Here is a 20,236-nt window from a genome sequence, read left to right as displayed (position 1 = left end):
CGCCGGGTCAGTCCACCTCGGCCAGCGCCTGCGCGAACTGCGCCTCGTACAGCCGCGCGTAGGCGCCGCCCGCGGCCAGCAGCTCGGCGTGCGCGCCCTGTTCGACGATCGCGCCGTCCTCCATCACCAGGATCGTGTCCGCGTCCCGGATGGTGGAGAGCCGGTGCGCGATGACGAACGACGTCCGCCCGTGCGCCAGTTTGGCCATCGCCTTCTGGATCAGCACCTCGGTGCGGGTGTCCACCGAGCTCGTCGCCTCGTCCAGCACCAGGATCACCGGATCGGACAGGAACGCCCGCGCGATGGTGATCAGCTGCTTCTCCCCGGCGCTGACCCCGGAACCCTCGCCGTCGATCACCGTGTCGTAGCCGTCCGGCAGCGTCCGGACGAACCGGTCGGCGTGGGCCGCGCGCGCCGCCTCCTCGATCTCCCCGCGGGTGACCTCCCGCGGGGCGCCGTAGGCGATGTTCTCCGCGATCGTGCCGCCGAACAGCCAGGTGTCCTGGAGCACCATGCCGATGGCGGACCGCAGTTCGTCGCGGGACATGGCCGCGATGTCCACCCCGTCGAGCGTGATCCGCCCGCCGGAGACCTCGTAGAACCGCATCAGCAGGTTCACCAGCGTGGTCTTCCCCGCGCCGGTCGGACCGACGATGGCCACCGTGCGACCCGGCTCCACCGTCAGCGACAGATCCTCGATGAGCGGCTCGTCCGGCTCGTACCGGAACGACACGTGCTCCAGCGCCACCCGCCCGCGCAGCTGCTCCGGCCGCACCCCCGGCACCGGGTCCGCCGACTGCTCCTCGGCGTCGAGCAGTTCGAAGACCCGCTCCGCCGAGGCGACGCCCGACTGCACCAGGTTCGCCATCGACGCCATCTGCGTCAGCGGCATCGAGAACTGCCGCGAGTACTGGACGAACGCCTGCACATCGCCGATCGACAGCGAACCCGACGCCACCCGCAGCCCGCCCACGACCGCGACCAGCACGTAGTTGAGGTTCGACACGAACAACATCAGCGGCTGCATGATCCCGCTGTTGAACTGCGCCCTGAACCCCGCCTCGTACAGCGCATCGTTCTGCTCGGCGAACTGCCGCGCCGACTCCTCCTGCCGCCCGAACACCTTCACCAGCGCGTGCCCGGTGTACATCTCCTCGATGTGCGCGTTGAGCTTGCCGGTGGTGCGCCACTGCTGCACGAAGTGCGGCTGGGACCGCTTGCCGACGAGCGTCGCCACGTACAGCGACAGCGGCACCGTCACCAGCGCCACCAGCGCCAGGATCCACGACAACCAGAACATCATCGCCAGCACGCCGATGATGGTCAGCAGCGAGTTGATGAGCTGGCCCATCGACTGGTTCAGGGTCTGCCCGATGTTGTCGATGTCGTTGGTGGCGCGGGAGAGCACCTCGCCGCGCTGCCGCCGGTCGAAGTACGACAGCGGCAGCCGCGACAGCTTCTTCTGCACGTCCTCGCGCATCCGGTACATCGTCCGGTTGACGACCCGGTTCACCAGCCGCGTCGCCACCGCCATCAGCAGCCCCGCGCCGGCGAACACCGCCAGCGCCAGCAGCAGCACGTCCCCGACCGCGTCGAAGTCGATGCCCTCGCCCGGCCGGAAGTCCGTGCCGCGCAGCATGTCGGCCACGTCCCCGTCGCCGCGCTCGCGCATGGACTCCAGGACCTCCGCCCTGCTCTCGCCGGCCGGCATCTCCCGCCCGACGATGCCCGCGAAGACCAGGTCGGTGGCCCGCCCGAGGATCGCCGGACCGGCCACGCTCAACGCCACGCTGACCACCACGCACGCCACCAGCGCGGCCAGCGTCAGCCGCTCCGGCCGGAAGTGCCCCATCAGCCGTCTGCCCGAGCCCCGGAAGTCCATCGAACGGTGCTCGGGGCCGGTCCCGGCCATCATCCGTCCCATCGGACCGGCCATCAGGCGGCCTCCGCTTCCGTCAGCTGGGAGAGCACGATCTCCCGGTAGGTCTCGTTGTCCGCCATCAGCTCGTGGTGCCGGCCCGTGCCGACCACCCGGCCCTCGTCCAGCACGACGATCCGGTCCGCGTCCCGGATGGTCGACACCCGCTGCGCCACGATCACCACCGTCGCCCCGGCCGTCTCCCGTCCGAGCGCGAGCCGCAGCGCGGCGTCGGTGGCGTAGTCGAGCGCGGAGAAGGAGTCGTCGAACAGGTAGATCTCGGGCCGCTGCACCAGCGTCCGCGCGATGGCGAGCCGCTGCCGCTGGCCGCCGGAGACGTTGGTGCCGCCCTGCGCGATCGGCGCGTCGAGGCCGTTCTCCAGCCGCTCCACGAACTGCCTGGCCTGCGCCACCTCCAGCGCGTGCCACAGCTCCTCGTCCGTCGCGTCCGGATTGCCGTACCGCAGATTGGTGGCGACCGTTCCCGCGAACAGGTACGGCTTCTGCGGGACCAGGCCGACGGTCCCGGCCAGCAGCTTCGGGTCCAGCGTCCGTACGTCCACCCCGTTGACCAGCACCTCGCCCTCGGTGGCGTCGAACAGCCGTGGGACCAGGCCCAGCAGGGTGGACTTGCCGCTGCCGGTCGAGCCGATCACCGCGGTCGTCTCGCCGGGGCGGGCCACCAGGTCCACGGCCCGCAGCACCGGCTCCTCGGCCCCCGGGTAGCGGAAGCCGGCCCCGCGCAGCTCCAGATGCCCGTGCCGGCGCAGCTCGGTGACCGGGGCGGCGGGCGGCACCACGCTGGAGGAGGTGTCCAGCACCTCCTGGATGCGCTCGGCGCACACCTCGGCGCGCGGCACCATCATGAACATGAACGTGGCCATCATCACGGCCATCACGATCTGCATCAGATAGGCGAGGAACGCCGTCAGATCGCCGATCTGCATCCCGCCGCTGTCGATGCGGTGCGCGCCGAACCACACCACCGCGATCGACGACAGGTTCACCACCGTCATCACGATCGGGAACATCAGCGCCAGCAGCCTGCCGGTGCCCAGCGACACCTCCGTCAGCTCGGCGTTGGCCCGGCCGAAGCGGCGCTGCTCGTACTCGTCGCGCACGAAGGCGCGGATGACGCGGTTGCCGGTGATCTGCTCGCGCAGCACCCGGTTCACCGTGTCCAGACGCTCCTGCATCGACCGGAACAGCGGGCGCAGCCGGCGCACGATCAGCGTCACCGCGAGGCCGAGCACCGGCACGACGGCCACCAGCACCCCGGACAGCGGCACGTCCAGGCCGAGCGCCATGACGACGCCGCCCACGCACATGATGGGCGCGGACACCATCAGCGTGAACGACATCAGGGCCAGCATCTGCACCTGCTGGACGTCGTTGGTGGTCCGGGTGATCAGCGAGGGGGCGCCGAAGTGGCCCACCTCGCGCGCGGAGAACGACTGCACCCGGTCGAAGACCGAGGCCCGCACGTCACGGCCGAGCGCGGCGGCGGTACGGGCGCCGTAGTGCACGGCGCCGATGTTGCACACCACCTGCGCCAGCGAGACGCCGATCATCAGGCCGCCGTGGCCGAGGATGTAGCCGGTGTCGCCCGCGACGACACCGTTGTCGATGATGTCGGCGTTCAGCACCGGCAGGTAGAGGGTGGCGCAGGTCTGCACGAACTGCAGCAGCACCAGCAGGGCGATGGGTTTTCGGTAGGGCCTGAGATAGGTCCGCAGGAGTCGTATGAGCACGCTGCTTCTCTCGGAGTGTGGGCGACGGGGGCCGGTCGCTTGCCCCTGGCACCCATCGTCGGGCACTCCACCCGCGTTACCTCAACCGATTAACCCATCAGGCGGGTGCCACGGCGCGGAACGCGCCGGGACGGGCCGGCTCCCGCGAGGGTCCCGGGCGGCACGCGCCGGGACGCGCCCGCCCCGCCGGCGGACGGAACGCGCCGGGGTGCGTCGGCTCGCACACAAGGGCGGCACGCACCGCAGCGCGTCCCACCCCCTCCACAGGCGGACGCCGATGGGTCCGCGCCTCGCCCTACGGGTGGAACGCCCCCGGATGGGTCTGCTCCCGCACCGACACGAACTGCTGCCGCACGGCCTGGCCCACCGCCAGCTCCTCGCCCGGCTCCAGCACCTGGGCGACCGCGCCCTGCCAGGCCGGCGGGGTGTGCGGGTCGAGGGCGCCCCGGGACACCCCGAGCGCCCAGGCCGCCTGCCGGGCCGCGCCCATCGCCGCGTAGTCGGCGGGCTGCGGCACCACGACCTGCGCGCCGAACAGCGACGGCGCCGCCGCCTGCACGGCCGGCAGCTCCGCGGCGGCCCCCAGCAGGAAGATCCGCCGCACCTCCACCCCGCGCCCGCGCAGCACGTCGAGGGCGTCCGCGAGCCCGCACAGCATCCCCTCGAACGCCGCCCGCGCCAGATGCTCCGGCTTCATCGACTCCCGCCGCAGCCCCGTGAGGGTCCCGGCGGTGTGCGGCAGGTTCGGCGTGCGCTCGCCCTCCAGGTAGGGCAGCAGGACGAGGCCGTGGGCGCCCGGCGTCGACTTCATCGCCAGGTCGGACAGGCTCTCCAGGTCGGGCAGCCCGAGCAGCTCGGCGGTGCCGCGCAGGGTGCGCACGGCGTTGAGGGTGGTGACGACGGGCAGGTGCATGCCGGTGGCGTCGGCGAGGGAGGTGATGGTGCCGGTGGGGTCGTACAGCGCCTCGGGGTGCACGGCCATCACGGACCCGGACGCGCCGAGCGACACGACCGCGTCGCCCGGACCCAGGCCGAGCCCCAGGGCGGCGGCCATGGTGTCGCCGGTGCCGGCGGAGATCAGCAGCCCCTCCGGCGTCGTACCGGCCGCTTCGGACGGGCCGATGACCTCGGGCAGCACGGCCTGCCGGCCGAGCGCGAGTTCGACGAGGTCGGGCCGGTAGGCGCCGGTGGCGGCGGACCAGTACCCGGTCCCGGAGGCTCCGCCCCGGTCGGTGGTGCGGCGCACCGGCCGCCCCAGCAACTGCCACACCAGCCAGTCGTGGGCCTGGAGCAGCACGGCGGTGCGGGCGGCGGCCTCGGGCTCGCTGCGGGCCAGCCAGCGCAGCTTGGTCACGGCGTGCGCGGCCTGCGGCACACAGCCCACGGCCTGCGCCCACGCCTCGCGCCCGCCGAGCGCGTCGACCAGATCGGCCGCGGCGACCTGCGCCCGCTTGTCCGCGCCGACCATGGCGGGCCGTACGGTGCCGCCCTGGGCGTCCAGCGGCACCACCGCGTTGGCCTGTGCGGAGACCCCGATCGCCTGGACGCCCTCGAGCAGCCCGCCGCCGGCGGCCTCGCCGAGGGACAGCAGCCAGGCCTGCGGATCCACGTCGCTGGGCCGGCCGCCGCCCTCGGTGTTCTCCACCGGGTGCGGCGCGTACCCCTGCCGGAGCACGGCCCCCGTGTCCGCGTCGCAGACGACGATACGAGTGAAATCGGGCGAACTGTCCAACCCGGCGACTATCCCCATGCCGGAAATTCTGCCGTACCGCCCGGGGTGCCCGTGCCGAACGGTCGGTCAGGTGGCGCCGGTCCCCCAGTCGTCGGCCCCGGTCCGGGAGCCGTTGCGCTCGCGCAGCGACCGCACCCGCTGGGCGACCGAGTCGGGCATCCGGTCCCCCATCCGGTCGCTGACCACGTGGTACGCCTTGCCGGCGAACTCGCGGCCCTGGTGGGCGGCGGTCTCCGCGGTGTTGCGGACGGCCGGGTTCTGGGAGATCTGGCGTGCGGACTTCTTCAGCTGTTCGTAGCGTTCCCGCCCGGCCCGTGTCCCCAGCACGTAACCGAGGGCGAGTCCGACGGCGAACGTGAGCCGGTAACGCATGACGGCCACCCTTCTACAGTTGGTCTCCGGCACCCCGGCCGGAGCCGGGAGGTACTGATTGGCGGAGCACCCCCCTGCTTGCGCTAATGTATGTGTCGCAGCGAGCGCGCGCCCCCTGGCGGATACCCGGGCGGACGCGTTCGATGCACCTGGGGCAATCCTCCGTAGCTCAATTGGCAGAGCAGCCGGCTGTTAACCGGCAGGTTACTGGTTCGAGTCCAGTCGGGGGAGCTCGGTCCTCCGTAGCTCAATTGGCAGAGCAGCCGGCTGTTAACCGGCAGGTTACTGGTTCGAGTCCAGTCGGGGGAGCAGCCTGAACGAGGACCCTGCGGGGTCCTTTTTCATGTCCGGGGGAACCGTCCGGGCCGCGGCGGAGTCCTCAAGGTCGTGCGAAGCCGGCCGCCCGGAGCAGGAGATCGTATGAGCGGCTATGCTGCGGCAGACGGCGCGCACACATGTACGCGACACGCCGCTATGGGGCGGTAGCTCAGCCGGTTAGAGCAGCGGACTCATAATCCGTCGGCCGTGGGTTCGAGTCCCACCCGCCCCACCATCACCGCTACGCGGGAAGACTCGCCCCGACCGGCACTGGCGGGAGCCGTCCGTACTCGCGCCCCTCACAGTGGCGCCGCCGGCGTCGATGCACCCCTCCCGGCCCTCCGGCGCTTCGCTTCGGCAGCCATCGCTCCGACCAGAAGACTGGTACCAGAAAATGGTACCAGTCTTGTACTGTATCCCGTACCGGTCACAGAAGGGTGCGGCACATGACCATAAGCGCCAGCGAGGCCCGCAAGGATCTCTTCCCGCTCATCAAGCGGGTCAACGACGACCACACCACCATCCGTATCAGCTCGAAGGGCGGCGACGCCGTCCTCATGTCCGCCGACGACTACGAGTCCTGGCAGGAGACGGTCTACCTCCTGCGTTCACCCGCCAACGCGAAGAGGCTCATGGAAGCCGTCGCCCGCGACAGGGCGGGCTCGGGGACGGTCGCGAAGACCCTTGACGAGTTGCGGGAGCTGGCCGGGGGAGAGGAGTGAGGAGCGTCCACTTCGACGCGGACGGATGGGAGGACTTCCTGTTCTGGCTGGGCTCCGACCGGAAGATGGCCCGCCGGATCACCCGGCTGATCGGCGAGATCCAGCGCACCCCCTTCGACGGCATCGGCAAGCCCGAACCCCTCAAGGGCGACCTGTCCGGCTATTGGTCCCGCCGGATCGACGACGAACACCGCTTGGTGTACCGGGCCGACGACAAGGAAGTGAAGATCCTCAAGGCCCGGTACCACTATCACGACTGACGTCCCCCGGACGGCGCGGCTCCCGGCCTGTGTGGCCTGCGTCCTGATGCCGCCCGTCCGGTCCTGGCCGGCCGCACGGTCCGCTCGGCCGGGAGTCCCGTGATTTCTCGGGATTCCCGCGTGATGCCCGTTCTGTGCGGTATTCGTGGCGCGCATCGCCCCATCGGTTTATCGAATGGCATTTCCGTTGTGGTGGGCCTCGATTTGTTTCTAGTATTCCTCTCAGGAAATTGAAACGCCGCCCCCCTGAAGTTGCTCCCACCCCCGAGAGGAACCGGAAAATGCGGAAGACCCTTCTTTCCCGTCACGGAAAGGTTCTCACCACCCTGGCCGCCGCCGCCGTGCTGGCCGGTGTCGCCCAGGTCGCGGTCGCCAGCCCGGCGCACGACCTGACGGCCGTCACCACCGCCGAGGGCGAGTTCATCCAGCCGCACGACCTCCGCGTCCGGAACGTGACCGACGTGGTCGAGCAGACCCTGACGATCCAGCCCGGCGGCGACACCGGCTGGCACATCCACCCCGGCCTGGTGGTCCTCACCGTGCAGAAGGGCACCATCACCCGCCGGAACGCCGACTGCACCGAGGAGGTCTTCCCGCAGGGCACCTCCTTCATCAAGCAGGGCAACATGCCGCTGAACGGTGTCAACGAGGGCACCGAGCCGATCGAGCTGCACCTGACCTACCTCAAGCCGGAGGACACCCCGCTGCGCTACGAGCGCGAGGCGCCGAAGTACTGCGACTTCGACTGAGCCGGCCGGCCGGCTCGGTCCGGCCACCCCGGAACCGCCCTTCGTCCGCACCGGACGGAGGGCGGTTTTCTCGGTCCTTCGGTGGGGAGCGGGCAGCGTGGCGGGAACGTGTTCCGGGCGGGTCGGCTCGAATGCGCGAGGGTGGAATTCTGGACCGGGCTTCCTGTACCGGCCGTCCGTAATTCGCCGCCTCCGGGCCGGAAAAGAGAATACGGCGGAGCGGGTTTCTCACCCGCTCCGCCGTATCGTTTTTTCTGATCCTTCCGGTTTTCTAATCCTTCCGGTATTTCCTTCCGGGCGGCCGTGTCACGCGGCCTCCTGGAGGGCGCCGCGGTAGGACGCCAGGCGGCCCGTACGACCGATGGTCAGGGCGCCGACCAGGCGTCCGGCCCGGTGGTAGCCGACCTCCAGCCGACGGCGTGCCAGGTCGTACTCCACGACGCGGGCCTCGTCCGCGGCGGAGGGCAGGCCCACCGAGCGGATGCGGGCGCCGTACAGGTCCGACCAGAAGGACGGCACGGCCGTGAACGGCTCGGCGGTGCCGGGCGCCAGCAGGGTGGCGGCGGCGGCCGCTCCCTGCTCCACGGCGTTGGTCCAGTGGCCGAGCGCCAGGCGCTCGCCGCCGGCCAGCCGGTGCGGCACCCGTGCCACGTCGCCCGCCGCGACCACGCCCTCGGCCACCGAGCCGTCGTCGCGCAGGGCGCGCAGCCGGGTGTCGCAGTGGACGCCGCCCTCCAGCCGGAGGCCGGAACCGGCCAGCCAGCCGGTGGACGGCACCGCTCCGAGCGCGAGCACCGCGGTGTCCGCCGACAGCGTGGAGCCGTCGGACAGTTCCACGCCGCTGAGCCGGCCGTCCGGCCCGGTGTGGAAGCCGCTGACGGTGCTGCCGGTGCGCAGGTCGATGCCGGCCTGCCGGTGCAGGGCGGCGATGTAGGCGCCCACCGCGGCGCCGACGGCCCGCTCCAGGGGCTGGGCGGCGGCCTCCACCAGCGTGACGTCCACGTCCCGGGCGCGGGCGGCGGCCGCGATCTCGCCGCCGAGGAAGCCGGCGCCGATGACGACCAGCCGCCGTCCCGGTTCGAGACGGGTGCGCAGTTCGAGCGCGTCGTCCCAGCCCCGCAGGGTGATCACGCCGGGCGGGGGCGGCTGCTCGCCGGGCCATTCGCGGGCGGCCGATCCGGTGGCGATGACCAGACCGTCGTACGGCACTCGGTCGCCGTCGGCGAGGGTGACCGCGCGCGCGTCGAGGTCGAGGCCGACCGCGGCGCTGCCGAGGCGCCAGTCGGCGTTCAGCGCCTCCGCCTGCGGCAGCCGGGTGACGGGCGGGGTCTCGGCGGCGGTGAGCACCTGCTTGGACAGCGGCGGCCGGTCGTAGGGCGGATGGGGCTCGTCGCCGACGACGGTCAGCGTGCCGGTGAAGCCCTGGGCGCGCAGGCCCTCGGCCGCCCGCAGGCCGGCCAGGGAGGCGCCCACGACGACGACGGCTCTCATGAGGCGGGCGAGACGGTGATGGCGCGCAGCGGGCAGACGGCGGCGGCCTTCTCGGCCTTGTCGAGCAGCGCGTCGGACGGGTCGGCCTCGTACACGAGGTAGTCCTCGTCGTCGAAGGAGAAGATCTCGGGCGCTGCGAAGACGCACTGCCCGTGGCTCTCGCAGATGTTCATGTCCACGGTGATGTGCATGGCTGGCTCCGTTGCGGTCGGGGGCCTGGGAGGGACGGGGATGGTGGGGGGTGGGGCCGGGCTCAGGTGAGCACCGGGGGGTTGAAGCGGGAGTAGCCGGGCTCGCTCCAGCGCAGGGGGGAGGCCGCGGAGACCTCCCGAACGGCCTCGACCGAGAACTCGACCAGGCGCTGGGCGCCGGGCACCTTGGCGATCTCCTCGGGGTCCCACACGGTGCGCGCGGTGCCGGACAGGTGGAGGACCGAGCCGGTCCGCCAGTCGGGCACCAGGATTCCGGCGGCCGGGTTGAGCCGCAGGTTGCCCAGGGTGAGGAACATGGCGTTGCCCACGTAGTCGGGCCAGCGCAGCAGGGTGGGGGAGAGGACCTGGAGGAAGCCGGGGTTGCCGCCGCGGTGCGAGGCGTCGGCGTCGCCGCGGTCGGAGGCGGTGGCGACGAAGAACGTGTCCGCCGCGCTCACGGTCCGCTGCTGGGCGTCGGTGAGCGCCTCGCCGGTGGTGACGGCGCGGGCGGCGGCCGGGTCCGGGGCCTCGACGGTGTAGTCGCGCTTCTGCAGGTACTTGGGGCAGTTGGCGATCACCTGGTCCAGGTCCACGCGCAGGCCGTCGCCGGTGCGGTGGGCCCGGCCGTTGATCCGCATCCGCCGGCGGGTGGCCGGCTCGATGGCGATCATGCCGATCCTCGCCGGGGCCTGGGGAGTCGGACCGTCGGCGGACGCCGCCGAGCCGAGGACGCCGGCGAGGGGGTCCTCGGGCAGCGGGAGCGCGTCCATGAGGAGGGTGCGCGGGTCGGGGACCCGCAGGAAGCCGGGCGTTCCCGTCAGCTGGGTGGCCCAGATGCGGCCGTCGGCGTCGGCGCCGCCCAGCACGATCATCGGCTGCTCGGCGAGGAAGTCCCGCGCGACGGGCGGGACGGTCTCTCCGATGCCGCCGAGCGAGAACCGGGCCTGGTCGGCGAGGCCGGCCAGCTCCTGCACCGCGATCTCACCGCTGTGGTAAGTGCCCACGGCGTCTCCTTTCCGAGCGTCGGATGCGTCCGTGTCGCATACGGGCGTTGCGTTGTGTTGCGGGTGGCCGGTGCGGCGGGGCCGCCTGTGCGGGCGATCCCACGTCGCAACCGTTGACATCAAATTTAGCGGTTAGAGGGCGATCAATCAACCACTGATCAAGGAATGACCGGTTGTCATGGGTGGGCGGGGCCGGCTGTCGTCGTGCGACGGGGGCCGTATACCGGTGGACGGTGGACGGCGGGCGGCGGGCGGCGGACGGGGGACGGGGGCATACGGCCGTGCGCACACGACAGGGCCCGGGACCCGGCGGATGCCGGGTCCCGGGCCCTGTGAGCCCGGAAGCCTGATCACTCCCGGGGCGCGGCCTCGACGCGGTACTCCGCACCCCCCGCGCCCCGCTCGCGCAGCTCGGCGCGGCGGACCTTGCCCGAGGTGGTGCGCGGCAGCGACGGGACGAACTCCAGCACCCGCACCCACTTCTCCGGCGGCAGCTCGGAGCGCGCCCGGTCCAGGACCGCCCACGCCGTCGCGGGCCCCGCGGCGTGACCGGGGGCGGCGACCACGTACGCCTTCGGCGCCCACAGGCCGACCGGGTCCGGCACCGGGACCACCGCCGCGTCGGCCACCGCCGGGTGCCGCAGCAGGACGTCCTCCAGCTCGCGCGGGGAGATGCGGTGGTCGAACGCCTTGAACATGTCGTCGGCGCGCGCCAGATAGGTCAGGGACCCGTCCGGGCCGCGGACCGCCAGGTCGCCGGTGTGGTAGTAGCCGCCGGCCAGCGCCTTCGCGGTGCGGTCCGGATCGCCGACGTAGCCCCGCATCAGACCGAGCGGCGGGTCCGTCAGGTCCAGGCAGATCTCGCCGGGCGTGCCGTCCTCGACCACGGCGCCCGTCTCCGGGTCGACCAGGACCACCGTGTGCCCGGGCAGTGGGTAGCCCATGCTGCCGGGGACCGGGATGCGTCCCGGCGGGTTGCCGATCTGGCCGGTCGTCTCCGTCTGGCCGTACCCGTCGCGCAGGTCGACCCGCCACTGGCGGGCGACCAGCTCGATCAGCGACGGCTCCAGCGGCTCGCCCGCCGCGGTGGCCTCCCGCAGCAGCGGCGGGCGCTCACCCAGGCCGAGCGCCGCCATCCCGCGCCACACCGTGGGCGGGGCGCAGAACGCCGTCACGTCGCGGGTGCGCAGGACCTCCAGGATGCGCGCCGGGGTGCTGCTCGCCGAGTCCAGCGCCACCACCGTCGCCTCGGCGTTCCACGGCACGAAGAAGGAGCTCCACGAGTGCTTCGCCCAGCCGGGGGCCGAGATGTTGAGGTGGACGTCGCCGGGTGTGACGCCGTTCCAGTACATGCCCGACAGATGGCCCACCGGATAGCTGACGTGGGTGTGCTCGACCATCTTCGGCAGGGACGTGGTGCCCGAGGTGAAGTAGCGGAAGAGCGGCGCGTCCGCGGGCGTGGGACCGTCGGGGGAGAAGTCGGTGCCGGCGCCCGTGGACAGTTCGTACGGCAGCCAGCCCTCGGCCGCGCCGCCGACGCCGATGCCCGTCCAGGCACGCGGCCGGCCGTCGGCCGCCGCGTCGAACCGGCCGGCCAGGCCGCCCTCCGCGACGACGTACCGCACGTCCGCCCGCCGCAGCCGGTCCGCCAGCTCCGTCGGGGTCGCGGTGGTGTACGTGGGGATGACCACGGCGCCCAGCTTGATCGCGGCGAGCAGCGTCTCCCACACCTCCACCCGGTTGCCGAGCATCAGCAGCACGGGGTCCCCGCGGCGCACGCCCACCGACCGCAGCCAGGTGGCGACCTGGTCGGAGCGGCGGGCCAGGTCCGCGAAGGTTAACACCCGGTCGGTGTCCGGGCCGCCGTCGCCCACGATCCGCAGCGCGGCGGCGCCGGGCCGGGCGGCGGCGACCCGGTCGAACCAGTCGAGGGCCCAGTTGAACTCGGTCAGGCGCGGCCAGCGGAACTCGGCCGACGCCTTGGCCAGATCCGTGCGGTGCAGCAGCAGCAGGTCCCGGGCCGCCCGGAACCGCCGGGTCGCTTCGGACTCGGTCATGCCGCGCCTCCCCGGGCCGCCACCGCGTCGGCGTCGTCCGGCTCACCGGCCGCCGGCTCGTCGAGCGGGCGCAGGCTGTCCACCGCGATCGCGTCGGCGTCCCGGTAGAACAGGGTGCCCACGCCGGGCCGGCTGCTGCCGACCTGGGTGAACCACCGGGTGTGCTCGGTCGGGATGCCGAGCGCGTACAGGTCGCGCTGCACGACGCCCTGCGCGTTGACGACGTGGAACGGGCTGTCCGTCACCTCGAGCCCGCCGGTGACGAACCGGCCGCCGTCCGGGCCCTCGATGACGTACGGCCGCACCGTGCCCTCCTCCAGCAGCCGGCGCGTCAGCGCAGAGGTGTCCCGGTGCAGGTCGGGGGTGGGGATGCGGGCGTCGATCAGGGTCTGCACCACCCGGTCGGAACCGGCGACCTGGGGGGAGCCCACCGTGAAGCCGCCGGCCTCCTCGTCGGTGCCGAAGCGGGTCCCGGGACCGGCAACCTCCACCAGGCCCTGCTGGATCAGCGCGCGCAGCTGCTCGACCCGGTACATCGGCGGCCCGGCGGAGAGCAGGGCGTTCACCGGCAGGAAGCGGCCGTGGAAGAAGCCCGTGTGCGACTCGGGCAGCAGACCGCCGAAGTCGACGGCCTGACGGACCACGTTGCGGATGTCCCGCAGCACGTCCAGGGCGGCCTTGAGCGGGCCGTCCAGGGTGCCCAGCTCCGCCGCGGCGAGGTCCTCGTCCATCACCTTCAGCAGCCGCTCGCGGAACTGCTCCGGCGAGCCGAACCGCTCGTCGCCGAACGGGCGGGCCAGCGCGTTCAGATCGACCGGCGGCACGTTCGCCAGGCCGGCCGCGGCCAGCAGCGGGGTGCGGTCCCGGCCGGCGCGCAGCGCGTCGGCGTGCGCCCGCGCGAAGGCCTCGGCCGCCTCGGCGCCCTGGGCGATGCGGACGTGCGTGACGTAGTAGACGTGGTCCACCTCGTGCAGCAGCAGCGGCAGCACGTCCTCGGCGAAGTCGAGCTGCCCGGTGCCGCCCTCGGCGCGGCGCGCGGCGCGGGCGGCGCGCAGCGCGTCGGGCGTGAGGAACAGCGCCTTGTGGCTGTACGACGGCTCCTTCTGGTTGCGTCCGCGGGCCGGGATGGGCAGACCGCTGCGGGAGCCCGCGACGATCCTCGGCTCACGCCCGCTGGGCACGTAGCGGAGCATGCCGTCCGCGCCGGTCTCGAAGACGCCGCCGCGGCCCACGGTCAGCGACAGCATCACGTCGTAGAAGGAGAGTCCGAGGCCCCGGATGCCCACCGCGGAGCCGGCCGGGACGCTCTCCTCGTCCAGCGGCATGTCGGCCGCGGAGTCGCCGCAGAGATAGCGCACGCCCGGGGTGCGGGCCGCGAAGTCCAGCATCCGCTGCTCGAAGGCGTCGGGCGCGTTGACCGGGTGACCGGTGGCCAGGACGACCCGGTCGGCCTCCAGCAGGTGCGGCGCGGTGTCGAGGGTGAGGAGGTAGCCGTGACCGGCGCCGGTGCGCACGGCGGTGACCCGGCCGGTGACCGGCACCAGCTCGACGTGGCCGGGCAGGCTGCGGGCGGCGGTCCGGTAGACGTCGGCGAGGTACTCCCCGTACCGCACGCGCGGGGCGTAGTCGTCGGGGCCGAGCGGCTCCTCGCCTGCCTCCTCGGCGCGCCGGGCGATCCACTGCCCGAGCGACGGGCCGGCGCCGGGCCGGTCGGGGCCGCCGTCGGGGTCGCCGGAGTACATGGTCACCTGGCTGATGACCGTGTTCATGGTGAACCAGTCGTCCTGGTCGGTGCGCCACACCCGGCCGGCGCCGACCTCGGTGGCGTCGATGAGGTGAATCCGCACCGGGCGCGGTTCCCGGCCTTGACCGGCCGCCTCGGCGGCCTCGGCCGAGGTCCGGACGGCGAGCCGCTCCAGGACCGACAGGCCGCGCGGGCCGCTGCCGACGATGGCGATGACGAGTGGACGCGTATCGGATATGTGTCCGGGCACAGGAGGTCCTAGAGGATCGGTGAGGAGCGCCCCGGTAACCGGGACGCGTGGACTGGGTGCGGGCGCCGGGGCCCGCCGGGTGCGAGGGCCCGGCGCGGCGCGGGGCCCCGGCGCCGCCGTGGACGGCCCGCCCCGGTCGCCTTGTCGCGGCCGGGGCGCACCGGGCGGGCGGGTGGTCCCGCCCGCCGCCGATGGCGCGGGAAGCGGCGGGGCCGAGTGCCGGTGTGGCGGGACGGCGGGGTGGGTCGGGCGACGGTGCGGGCGCCGGGTTCCGTCGTCGGGGCGGGCCGGAGCCGTACCGGGCGGTGGACGGGCGGACGCCGCCGCCGCGGCGGGCGGCCCGCGGAGCCGGCCGGTGGGTCTGGACGGTGGGGTCGTGACGGGCGGTCACGACGGTCGGGTCATGACGGGTCGTCACGACGGTCGGGTCATGACGGGTGGTCAGGACGTCAGCGCGGCCGGCCTGTCCTGGTCCTCGGTTCCGGTCAGGGCGGCCCGGTCGAAGGCCTCCTGGGTGTGGGACAGCATGCCCAGCAGGTCGTCCGCCCGCAGCCGGTCGCGCCCCGGCGCGGGCAGCGCGCGGATCGGCATCGCGCCGGTGGCGTGCCACTGGAGGCTGCCGCGGGCGTCGATGTAACTGCGCGTGCGCTGGGCGTTGTCGGCGTGCAGGCAGTACGGCACGTCGAGGATGCCCCGGCGGAACGCCTCGACCAGCGCCCGCCCGGCGTCCGGGTGCAGTTCCAGCACCGCGTCGACCAGCGCCCGCGCCTCCTCCAGCACGCCGAACTCCCCGTCGGTGTGCGCGGCACGGCCCTGGTACTGGGCGGCGGCCAGCGCGGCCTCCTCCAGCGCCTGGACGTTGTCCGCCACCGTGGGGATGCGGTGCGCCTCGGCCGGCGTCTTGACGATCATCCGCTCGGTCCCGGTGAGCGCCGCCAGCCGTGCGCTCTCCCGCAGGAGTTCGAGCGCCCCGCCGGTCGTGCGCGGGAAGACGCCCATGTACGTGTAGAGCACGACGTGCCAGTCCAGGCCGGCCAGATGCTCGCCGGCCAGGGTGCGCAGGGCCAGCAGCGCCTCCGTGTCCTGACCGCGGTGGGTCTGCTGGGCGTAGCTGAGCGAGACGCTGCGCAGCCCGTGCTGCCGGAAGAACACGCCCTCCAGCACCGACAGGGCGACCAGCAGGCTCGGCGGGCACAACTGGCCGAGCATGCAGCCGCCGAAGCTCTCCAGGTGCGTGCCGGGACGGGAGGCGAGCAGCTCGCAACTGCGCGCCCACGCGTCGACCGAGGAGGACAGCGGGACCCGGCCGTACGGCAGGCAGTACGAGACGGGGCCGCCCTCGGTGGCGTCGAGCCCGGCGTCCAGCAGGGCGCGGATGATGCCGATGGGGTTGGCCGAGCCGTGCCGGACCTGGATCGCGAAGCCGTCCCCGACCAGCCCGGAAACCAACTCCCGCGTGGTGTCGGGGCCGTGGGCCACGATGGGGTAGCCGTTGAGGTCGGTGCCCTCGGCCAGGGCGAGGCGGGCGGAGACGTCGTCGCCGACGCGGGTGTAACTGTCGATGGTGAGCGTGCCGACGGTCCGGGCGCGCGCCGCTTTCACCGCCTCCAGCCCCTGCCGCATCCTGGGCAGGTCGGCGAAGCCCATGCGGGGCTGGACGACCAGCTGCCCGGCCCGGCCCGCTGCGGCGACCGCGGAGGCGAACGTGCCCTGTCCGGTCGCCGGGACGGACGTGTCCTGTCCGGCCGCCGGGACGACGCCGGCCGCGCCCTCCTGCCGGGCGGGGCCCGCCGGAGGCCTGTTGCCGTTCACCGGGCGCCCGACGCTGCGATGGCGGGCGTGGCGGACTCGCTGAGGTAGCGGCGGAACTCGGCGACGCCCGCCGAGTCCTCGAACACCGCGTCGAAGCCCGCGGCCAGCAACTGGGGCCCGTAGGTGCCCGCTTCGGCGCCGGTCACCCCCAGCTTGCCGCCGATGACGACGCGCACGTCGCGCAGGTCCGGCTCCTCGCGCAGCCGGCGCACGGCGCGGGCTCCGTCGAGCGCCCCGTGTCCGTTGACGCTGCTGATGACGACCAGTTCGGGCCGGACCCGCCGGCACTCCTCGATCAGCAGCTCGTCGGGCACGCACGAACCGATGTTGGTCACGTCGTGGCCCATCTCCTCCAGCAGCAGCTGGAGGAAGACCAGGTTCCAGGTGTGGGAGTCGGAGGAGACGCTGGAGACGAGCACACGGTGACCGCGGCGTTGTTCCACGGCGACCTCGGTGCGGTGCTGCGGGGCGGCCTGCGGGCTGCCGGGCAGCGGCTGACTGTGGTACGTGGTCACGACAGGATCTTTCGGTTCGGCGGAGCGCGGGTGACGGCAGGGCGCTCGGGACGGCCGACGCCGTGCGGCGTGCGGGGCGTCCGGGCGCGACGACGAGCGGGGACCGGAGGGGAGGGCGGGGCGGCCGGTCAGGGCGTGGGACCGCCCCGCCCGGCCGGGGTCAGGGCGCCGCGGTGATGCCCACCGGACGCACCGGCTTCTGCGGCGTCCGGGCGGAGGCCGGCCGGGTGCGGATGGCGAGCACGGTGCAGCCGGTGCGGCTGGACATCTGGTGCTCGGTGCCGGGGCCCTCGACGACCAGGTCGCCCTTGACGTAGGAGATGCCGTCGCTGTGGTCCAGCACGCCGTCCAGGACGAGCATCAGCTCGTAGCCGAGGTGCTCGTGGAAGTCGCCGTGCGCGCCCGGGGGGAAGCGCAGCAGCAGGCCCACCGAGTCCTCGCCCTGGGACTCGTCGGGCGCCCACAGGACGTGGTGCTCGACACCGATCCGGCCGGGCTCCTCCCACGCCACCCAGCTCAGGTCGTCGAGCTCGAAGCCGCTCCGAAAAGCGTTCGGGATGTATGAGATGTCGGACACTGGTATTTACCCTCTTTCGGCCTGCGGTCAATTCAGCTGCCGTCAAGCAGGCTATGCAGGCCGCGTGGGCGAGGATCCGCGTATTCACCGATGCCGGGTATCGGGGTTTCCGATGGGGGTGTGGGAGGTGTGCGGACAAGGGCACGCGAAAAAGCGGAAGGAAGGTGTTCGGGAAACCGGTTCAGCGGCTTTCCGGACACCTTCCTCCCGCCGGCTCGTGCGGCGTCGCGTCAGGCGGGCTGCGGGGTTTTCTCCTCGCTCATCCGCGTCGCCACGTCGCACACCGCGGTCACGGCGGGCCGGGCCAGCTCACGGCCGCCCCACAGGGCCCGCACGCTCAGCCGGACGCGGGGCAGTCCCGGCAGCACCGCCAGGCCGCCGTCGCCGTTCGCCGGGCCGACGGACTCCTGGGGGAGCATCGCGACGCCGTAGCCGGCGCGGGCCAGTTCGCGGGCGCCGCCGACGGAGCCCGCCTCGATGACGGCCGGGTCGATTCCGTACTGCTCGCGCAGGGCGAGGACCAGGACCTGGTGCGAGGCGCAGTCCGGATCGACGGCCAGCACACGGGTGTTGGCCAGTGCCTTTGCCGGGTCGGTCGCCTCGGCGAGGGACACCGCGCCGACGGGGACGACCTGGAGGTCCGGTAAGCGCTCGACGGTGATGCCCGCGGCGGGCGGACCGTCGGGCAGGCGGTCGCCGTGCACCAGGGCCACGTCCACCTCGCCGCTGCGCACGGCCTCCTGGGCGCGGCTGATCGACAGCTGCCGCAGGGAGACCTGGACCTTCGGGTACCGGTAGCGGCAGTCGTGCATCAGCGGGCCGATACGGGTCTCCAGCAGCAGCGCGGAGGCGCCGACGGTGGCCCGCCCCTCGACCTCGCCGGACGGATTCAGGGCCGACGCCATCTCGTCGACCACATGAAAAATTCGCTGGGTGTATTCGTGGAATATTTCTCCCGATGGGGTCAGTCTGACTCCATGTGGCAGCCGCTGGATGAGCTGCATACCTAACCGGGATTCCAGTGATCGAATGTGTGACGTCACACTTGATTGCGCGTAACCAAGGCTTCGTGCGGCCTTGGTGAGACTTCCCAGCCGGGCCACCTCACGAAAGGTACGGAGTTGATAGAGAGCCAGATCTAACGACACGTTTCCCCCTGCAACACGATCCGCTGTGCTCCCGGGGAACGCCGACCGCAGCCGTGCGGAGTCCGTGTGCCAGGCGCCCCGGGTGTCCCCCAACCGGCAGGTTGGCCACTTCCCCACTTGGCCCCCCGCCGGACCCGCTGCCAGACTAACGGGTCCGGCGGCGGTAGTGCGTTAGGATCCAGATCCTGCCATGCGGTCGCCCGGACGACAAGCGAGCGCAGCTCCCCCGGATATCAAACCGCTTGAATCGCACTCGAATTCGGCCCGATGAGGTGCACATGCCTTCAGACCTGCAGCCGCCTGCACCGGCCCCGGCCGGCGCTCCTCCGCTTCACGGTGAGCCGCTGCCCATCGAGTTCGCCAACACCGTGTTCCCGGTGCGCGACGTGCTCCAGGACCTGCTCCGCGTCCCGGCGGGGCTGGTCTGGTGGCTGGACGCCTGCCGCGACCGGCTGGCCACCCAGTTGCCGGCCGGCGCCCTGCGCGCCGTCACCGCCTCCGACGTGGAGTGCTTCGTGCTGCTGCGCGACGCGACCCGCCGGCTGATCCACGCCTACGTGAACCATCTGGCGCCCGACCCCGTCGACGTCGCCCAGGTCAACCGGGTCTCCGGCGTCGGGCGGTCGTGGCCGCTGCTGACCTGGCGCGAGGGCGCGCTGCCGTCGGCCGAGGAGGTCTTCACCGCCCCGCCCCTGGTGGCCGTCCAGGCCGAGATCGCGCACGGCCTGATCGCGCTGCTCTCCGGCGCCTCGGGCATCGAGCCGCGGGCCTGCACGGCGCCGGGCTGCGTGTTCTTCTTCGACCACGCGCGCTCCCGCCGGCAGTGGTGCTCCACCGGCTGCGGCAACCGCGCCCGGGCCGCCCGTCACTACGCCCGGCACGCCGGGGGGCATCGCCGCGACTCCGGCGGGCGCTAACGATCCGGTGTCGCCCAGGCCGTTAGAGAGGCTGTGGCGAAAGGTTCATGCGGAGCACGGGGACGCGCCACAGGAGCGCGGGCCGGGTGCCGGCCCGTACGGCGACCGGTGTGCCGTGGACGACCGGGCGTACTGGGCGAGGTCCGCGAGCAGGGGCGTATGGCGAACGTGCCGGCCCGTGGTCGCGCCGCGACGCGCGGCGAACCGGCCCGTGGCCGGGGGCTCACCACCGTAGGTCCCGCGTGGGCCGGGGATTTGCCGAGAAGAGTCCCGTGGCCGGGTCCTACCGCGAAGAGTTCCGGGGCAGTGCGCGCGACGAGGGTTCGCGGCCGGTGCGCAACGGTGGGGGAGTCCGCAGGCGCGGGAACCGTCGGTCCATGAGCGGTGCGCGCGACGAAGTCCGGCGGTCGGCGCACACGGCGAAGTCCGGCGGCCGGCGCGCGCGACGAGGCGACCGCGACCGCGAGGGCTCCGCCGGTCCACCGGCATCACCGCTTCGGGGCCCGACGGCTTCACCGTCCGGAGCGCGCCGTCAGCTCCACCGGGACCTGCCCGCACCACCGCACCCGGCACCGCACCCGCCCCCCGGGGCGTCCCCGAGTGCGACCGAGCTCATCGGACTTTCCGATCCCTGGCATCTGCGAAGCCAACGTTGGCGGGCCGCGATGCCGTCCTACGTTTTTGGCCAGAAGGCATCGCCCCGTGAGC

Annotated in this window: 17 protein-coding genes, 3 tRNA genes and 1 pseudogene; 7 read left to right on the top strand and 14 right to left on the bottom strand. The window is 73.0% G+C overall.

Annotation, left to right across the window (positions count from 1 at the left end):
- Positions 1–7: 7 nt before the first annotated feature.
- From ABZY13_RS06065 to ABZY13_RS06050, 4 genes are all read right to left on the bottom strand, one after another.
- The gene (locus ABZY13_RS06065) at positions 8–1,936 is read right to left on the bottom strand and encodes an ABC transporter ATP-binding protein (RefSeq protein ID WP_356627661.1); all 1,929 of its coding nucleotides are present in this window, start codon (positions 1,934–1,936) and stop codon (positions 8–10) included.
- On the bottom strand, positions 1,936–3,669 hold the full coding sequence (locus ABZY13_RS06060) for an ABC transporter ATP-binding protein (protein ID WP_356627660.1): 1,734 nt from the start codon (positions 3,667–3,669) through the stop codon (positions 1,936–1,938). The genes ABZY13_RS06065 and ABZY13_RS06060 overlap by 1 nt, the downstream gene beginning before the upstream one ends.
- A gap of 295 nt (positions 3,670–3,964) precedes the next feature.
- Complete coding sequence (locus ABZY13_RS06055) at positions 3,965–5,419, bottom strand: FGGY family carbohydrate kinase (protein ID WP_356627659.1); 1,455 nt, start codon at positions 5,417–5,419, stop codon at positions 3,965–3,967.
- Between the two features lie 48 nt (positions 5,420–5,467).
- A complete protein-coding gene (locus ABZY13_RS06050) occupies positions 5,468–5,773 on the bottom strand; it encodes a YtxH domain-containing protein (protein ID WP_356627658.1) in 306 nt (101 codons plus the stop codon).
- A 158-nt stretch (positions 5,774–5,931) separates the two neighbouring features.
- Here ABZY13_RS06050 and ABZY13_RS06045 point away from each other — a divergent pair.
- The 6 genes from ABZY13_RS06045 to ABZY13_RS06020 all read left to right on the top strand — a co-directional run bounded on the left by ABZY13_RS06045 (position 5,932) and on the right by ABZY13_RS06020 (position 7,822).
- Positions 5,932–6,004: transfer RNA gene (locus tag ABZY13_RS06045), tRNA-Asn, on the top strand.
- 5 nt (positions 6,005–6,009) lie between these two features.
- Positions 6,010–6,082, top strand: a tRNA-Asn gene (locus ABZY13_RS06040).
- Positions 6,083–6,249: 167 nt separating this feature from the next.
- Positions 6,250–6,326, top strand: a tRNA-Ile gene (locus ABZY13_RS06035).
- A 211-nt stretch (positions 6,327–6,537) separates the two neighbouring features.
- Positions 6,538–6,813 (top strand): type II toxin-antitoxin system prevent-host-death family antitoxin, encoded by a 276-nt coding sequence (locus ABZY13_RS06030; RefSeq protein WP_356627657.1) that lies wholly within the window; start codon positions 6,538–6,540, stop codon positions 6,811–6,813.
- Entirely contained in the window at positions 6,810–7,073 is a 264-nt protein-coding gene (locus ABZY13_RS06025) for a Txe/YoeB family addiction module toxin (protein WP_356627656.1), read from the top strand. Before ABZY13_RS06030 ends, ABZY13_RS06025 begins: the two co-directional genes overlap by 4 nt.
- A gap of 281 nt (positions 7,074–7,354) precedes the next feature.
- A complete protein-coding gene (locus ABZY13_RS06020; protein ID WP_356627655.1) occupies positions 7,355–7,822 on the top strand; it encodes a cupin domain-containing protein in 468 nt (155 codons plus the stop codon).
- A gap of 306 nt (positions 7,823–8,128) precedes the next feature.
- Here ABZY13_RS06020 and ABZY13_RS06015 read toward each other — a convergent pair whose 3' ends face one another.
- The 10 genes and pseudogenes from ABZY13_RS06015 to ABZY13_RS05970 form a co-directional block, all read right to left on the bottom strand.
- Positions 8,129–9,313, bottom strand: coding sequence for an FAD-dependent oxidoreductase (locus tag ABZY13_RS06015; protein ID WP_356627654.1), 1,185 nt, complete (start codon positions 9,311–9,313; stop codon positions 8,129–8,131).
- Positions 9,310–9,504: a ferredoxin gene (locus ABZY13_RS06010; protein WP_356627653.1), complete on the bottom strand. Its 195-nt coding sequence runs from the start codon at positions 9,502–9,504 to the stop codon at positions 9,310–9,312. The genes ABZY13_RS06015 and ABZY13_RS06010 overlap by 4 nt, the downstream gene beginning before the upstream one ends.
- A 62-nt stretch (positions 9,505–9,566) precedes the next feature.
- The gene (locus ABZY13_RS06005; protein WP_356627652.1) at positions 9,567–10,508 is read right to left on the bottom strand and encodes a pyridoxamine 5'-phosphate oxidase family protein; all 942 of its coding nucleotides are present in this window, start codon (positions 10,506–10,508) and stop codon (positions 9,567–9,569) included.
- Positions 10,509–10,858: 350 nt separating this feature from the next.
- Entirely contained in the window at positions 10,859–12,565 is a 1,707-nt protein-coding gene (locus tag ABZY13_RS06000; protein WP_356627651.1) for an AMP-binding protein, read from the bottom strand.
- Positions 12,562–14,559 (bottom strand): FAD/NAD(P)-binding protein, encoded by a 1,998-nt coding sequence (locus ABZY13_RS05995; protein WP_356627650.1) that lies wholly within the window; start codon positions 14,557–14,559, stop codon positions 12,562–12,564. Before ABZY13_RS05995 ends, ABZY13_RS06000 begins: the two co-directional genes overlap by 4 nt.
- A gap of 441 nt (positions 14,560–15,000) precedes the next feature.
- Positions 15,001–16,371, bottom strand: coding sequence for a methylaspartate mutase (locus ABZY13_RS05990; RefSeq protein WP_356627649.1), 1,371 nt, complete (start codon positions 16,369–16,371; stop codon positions 15,001–15,003).
- Complete coding sequence (locus ABZY13_RS05985) at positions 16,368–16,886, bottom strand: cobalamin-dependent protein (protein ID WP_356627648.1); 519 nt, start codon at positions 16,884–16,886, stop codon at positions 16,368–16,370. The genes ABZY13_RS05990 and ABZY13_RS05985 overlap by 4 nt, the downstream gene beginning before the upstream one ends.
- Before the next feature lie 160 nt (positions 16,887–17,046).
- On the bottom strand, positions 17,047–17,463 hold the full coding sequence (locus ABZY13_RS05980) for a cupin domain-containing protein (RefSeq protein WP_356627647.1): 417 nt from the start codon (positions 17,461–17,463) through the stop codon (positions 17,047–17,049).
- A 230-nt stretch (positions 17,464–17,693) separates the two neighbouring features.
- On the bottom strand, positions 17,694–18,368 hold the full coding sequence (locus ABZY13_RS05975) for a substrate-binding domain-containing protein (protein ID WP_356627764.1): 675 nt from the start codon (positions 18,366–18,368) through the stop codon (positions 17,694–17,696).
- A 57-nt stretch (positions 18,369–18,425) separates the two neighbouring features.
- A pseudogene (locus ABZY13_RS05970) lies at positions 18,426–18,611 on the bottom strand (LysR family transcriptional regulator); the annotation flags it as partial.
- Positions 18,612–18,889: 278 nt separating this feature from the next.
- On the opposite strand from ABZY13_RS05970, the gene ABZY13_RS05965 reads away from it, so the two are divergent.
- On the top strand, positions 18,890–19,528 hold the full coding sequence (locus ABZY13_RS05965) for a CGNR zinc finger domain-containing protein (protein WP_356627646.1): 639 nt from the start codon (positions 18,890–18,892) through the stop codon (positions 19,526–19,528).
- The last annotated feature ends 708 nt before the right edge of the window (positions 19,529–20,236 follow it).

This window comes from Streptomyces sp. NPDC006610 (genome assembly GCF_040611575.1).
Taxonomy (GTDB): Bacteria; Actinomycetota; Actinomycetes; order Streptomycetales; family Streptomycetaceae; genus Streptomyces.
This window is presented reverse-complemented; position numbering and strand designations above follow the sequence as displayed.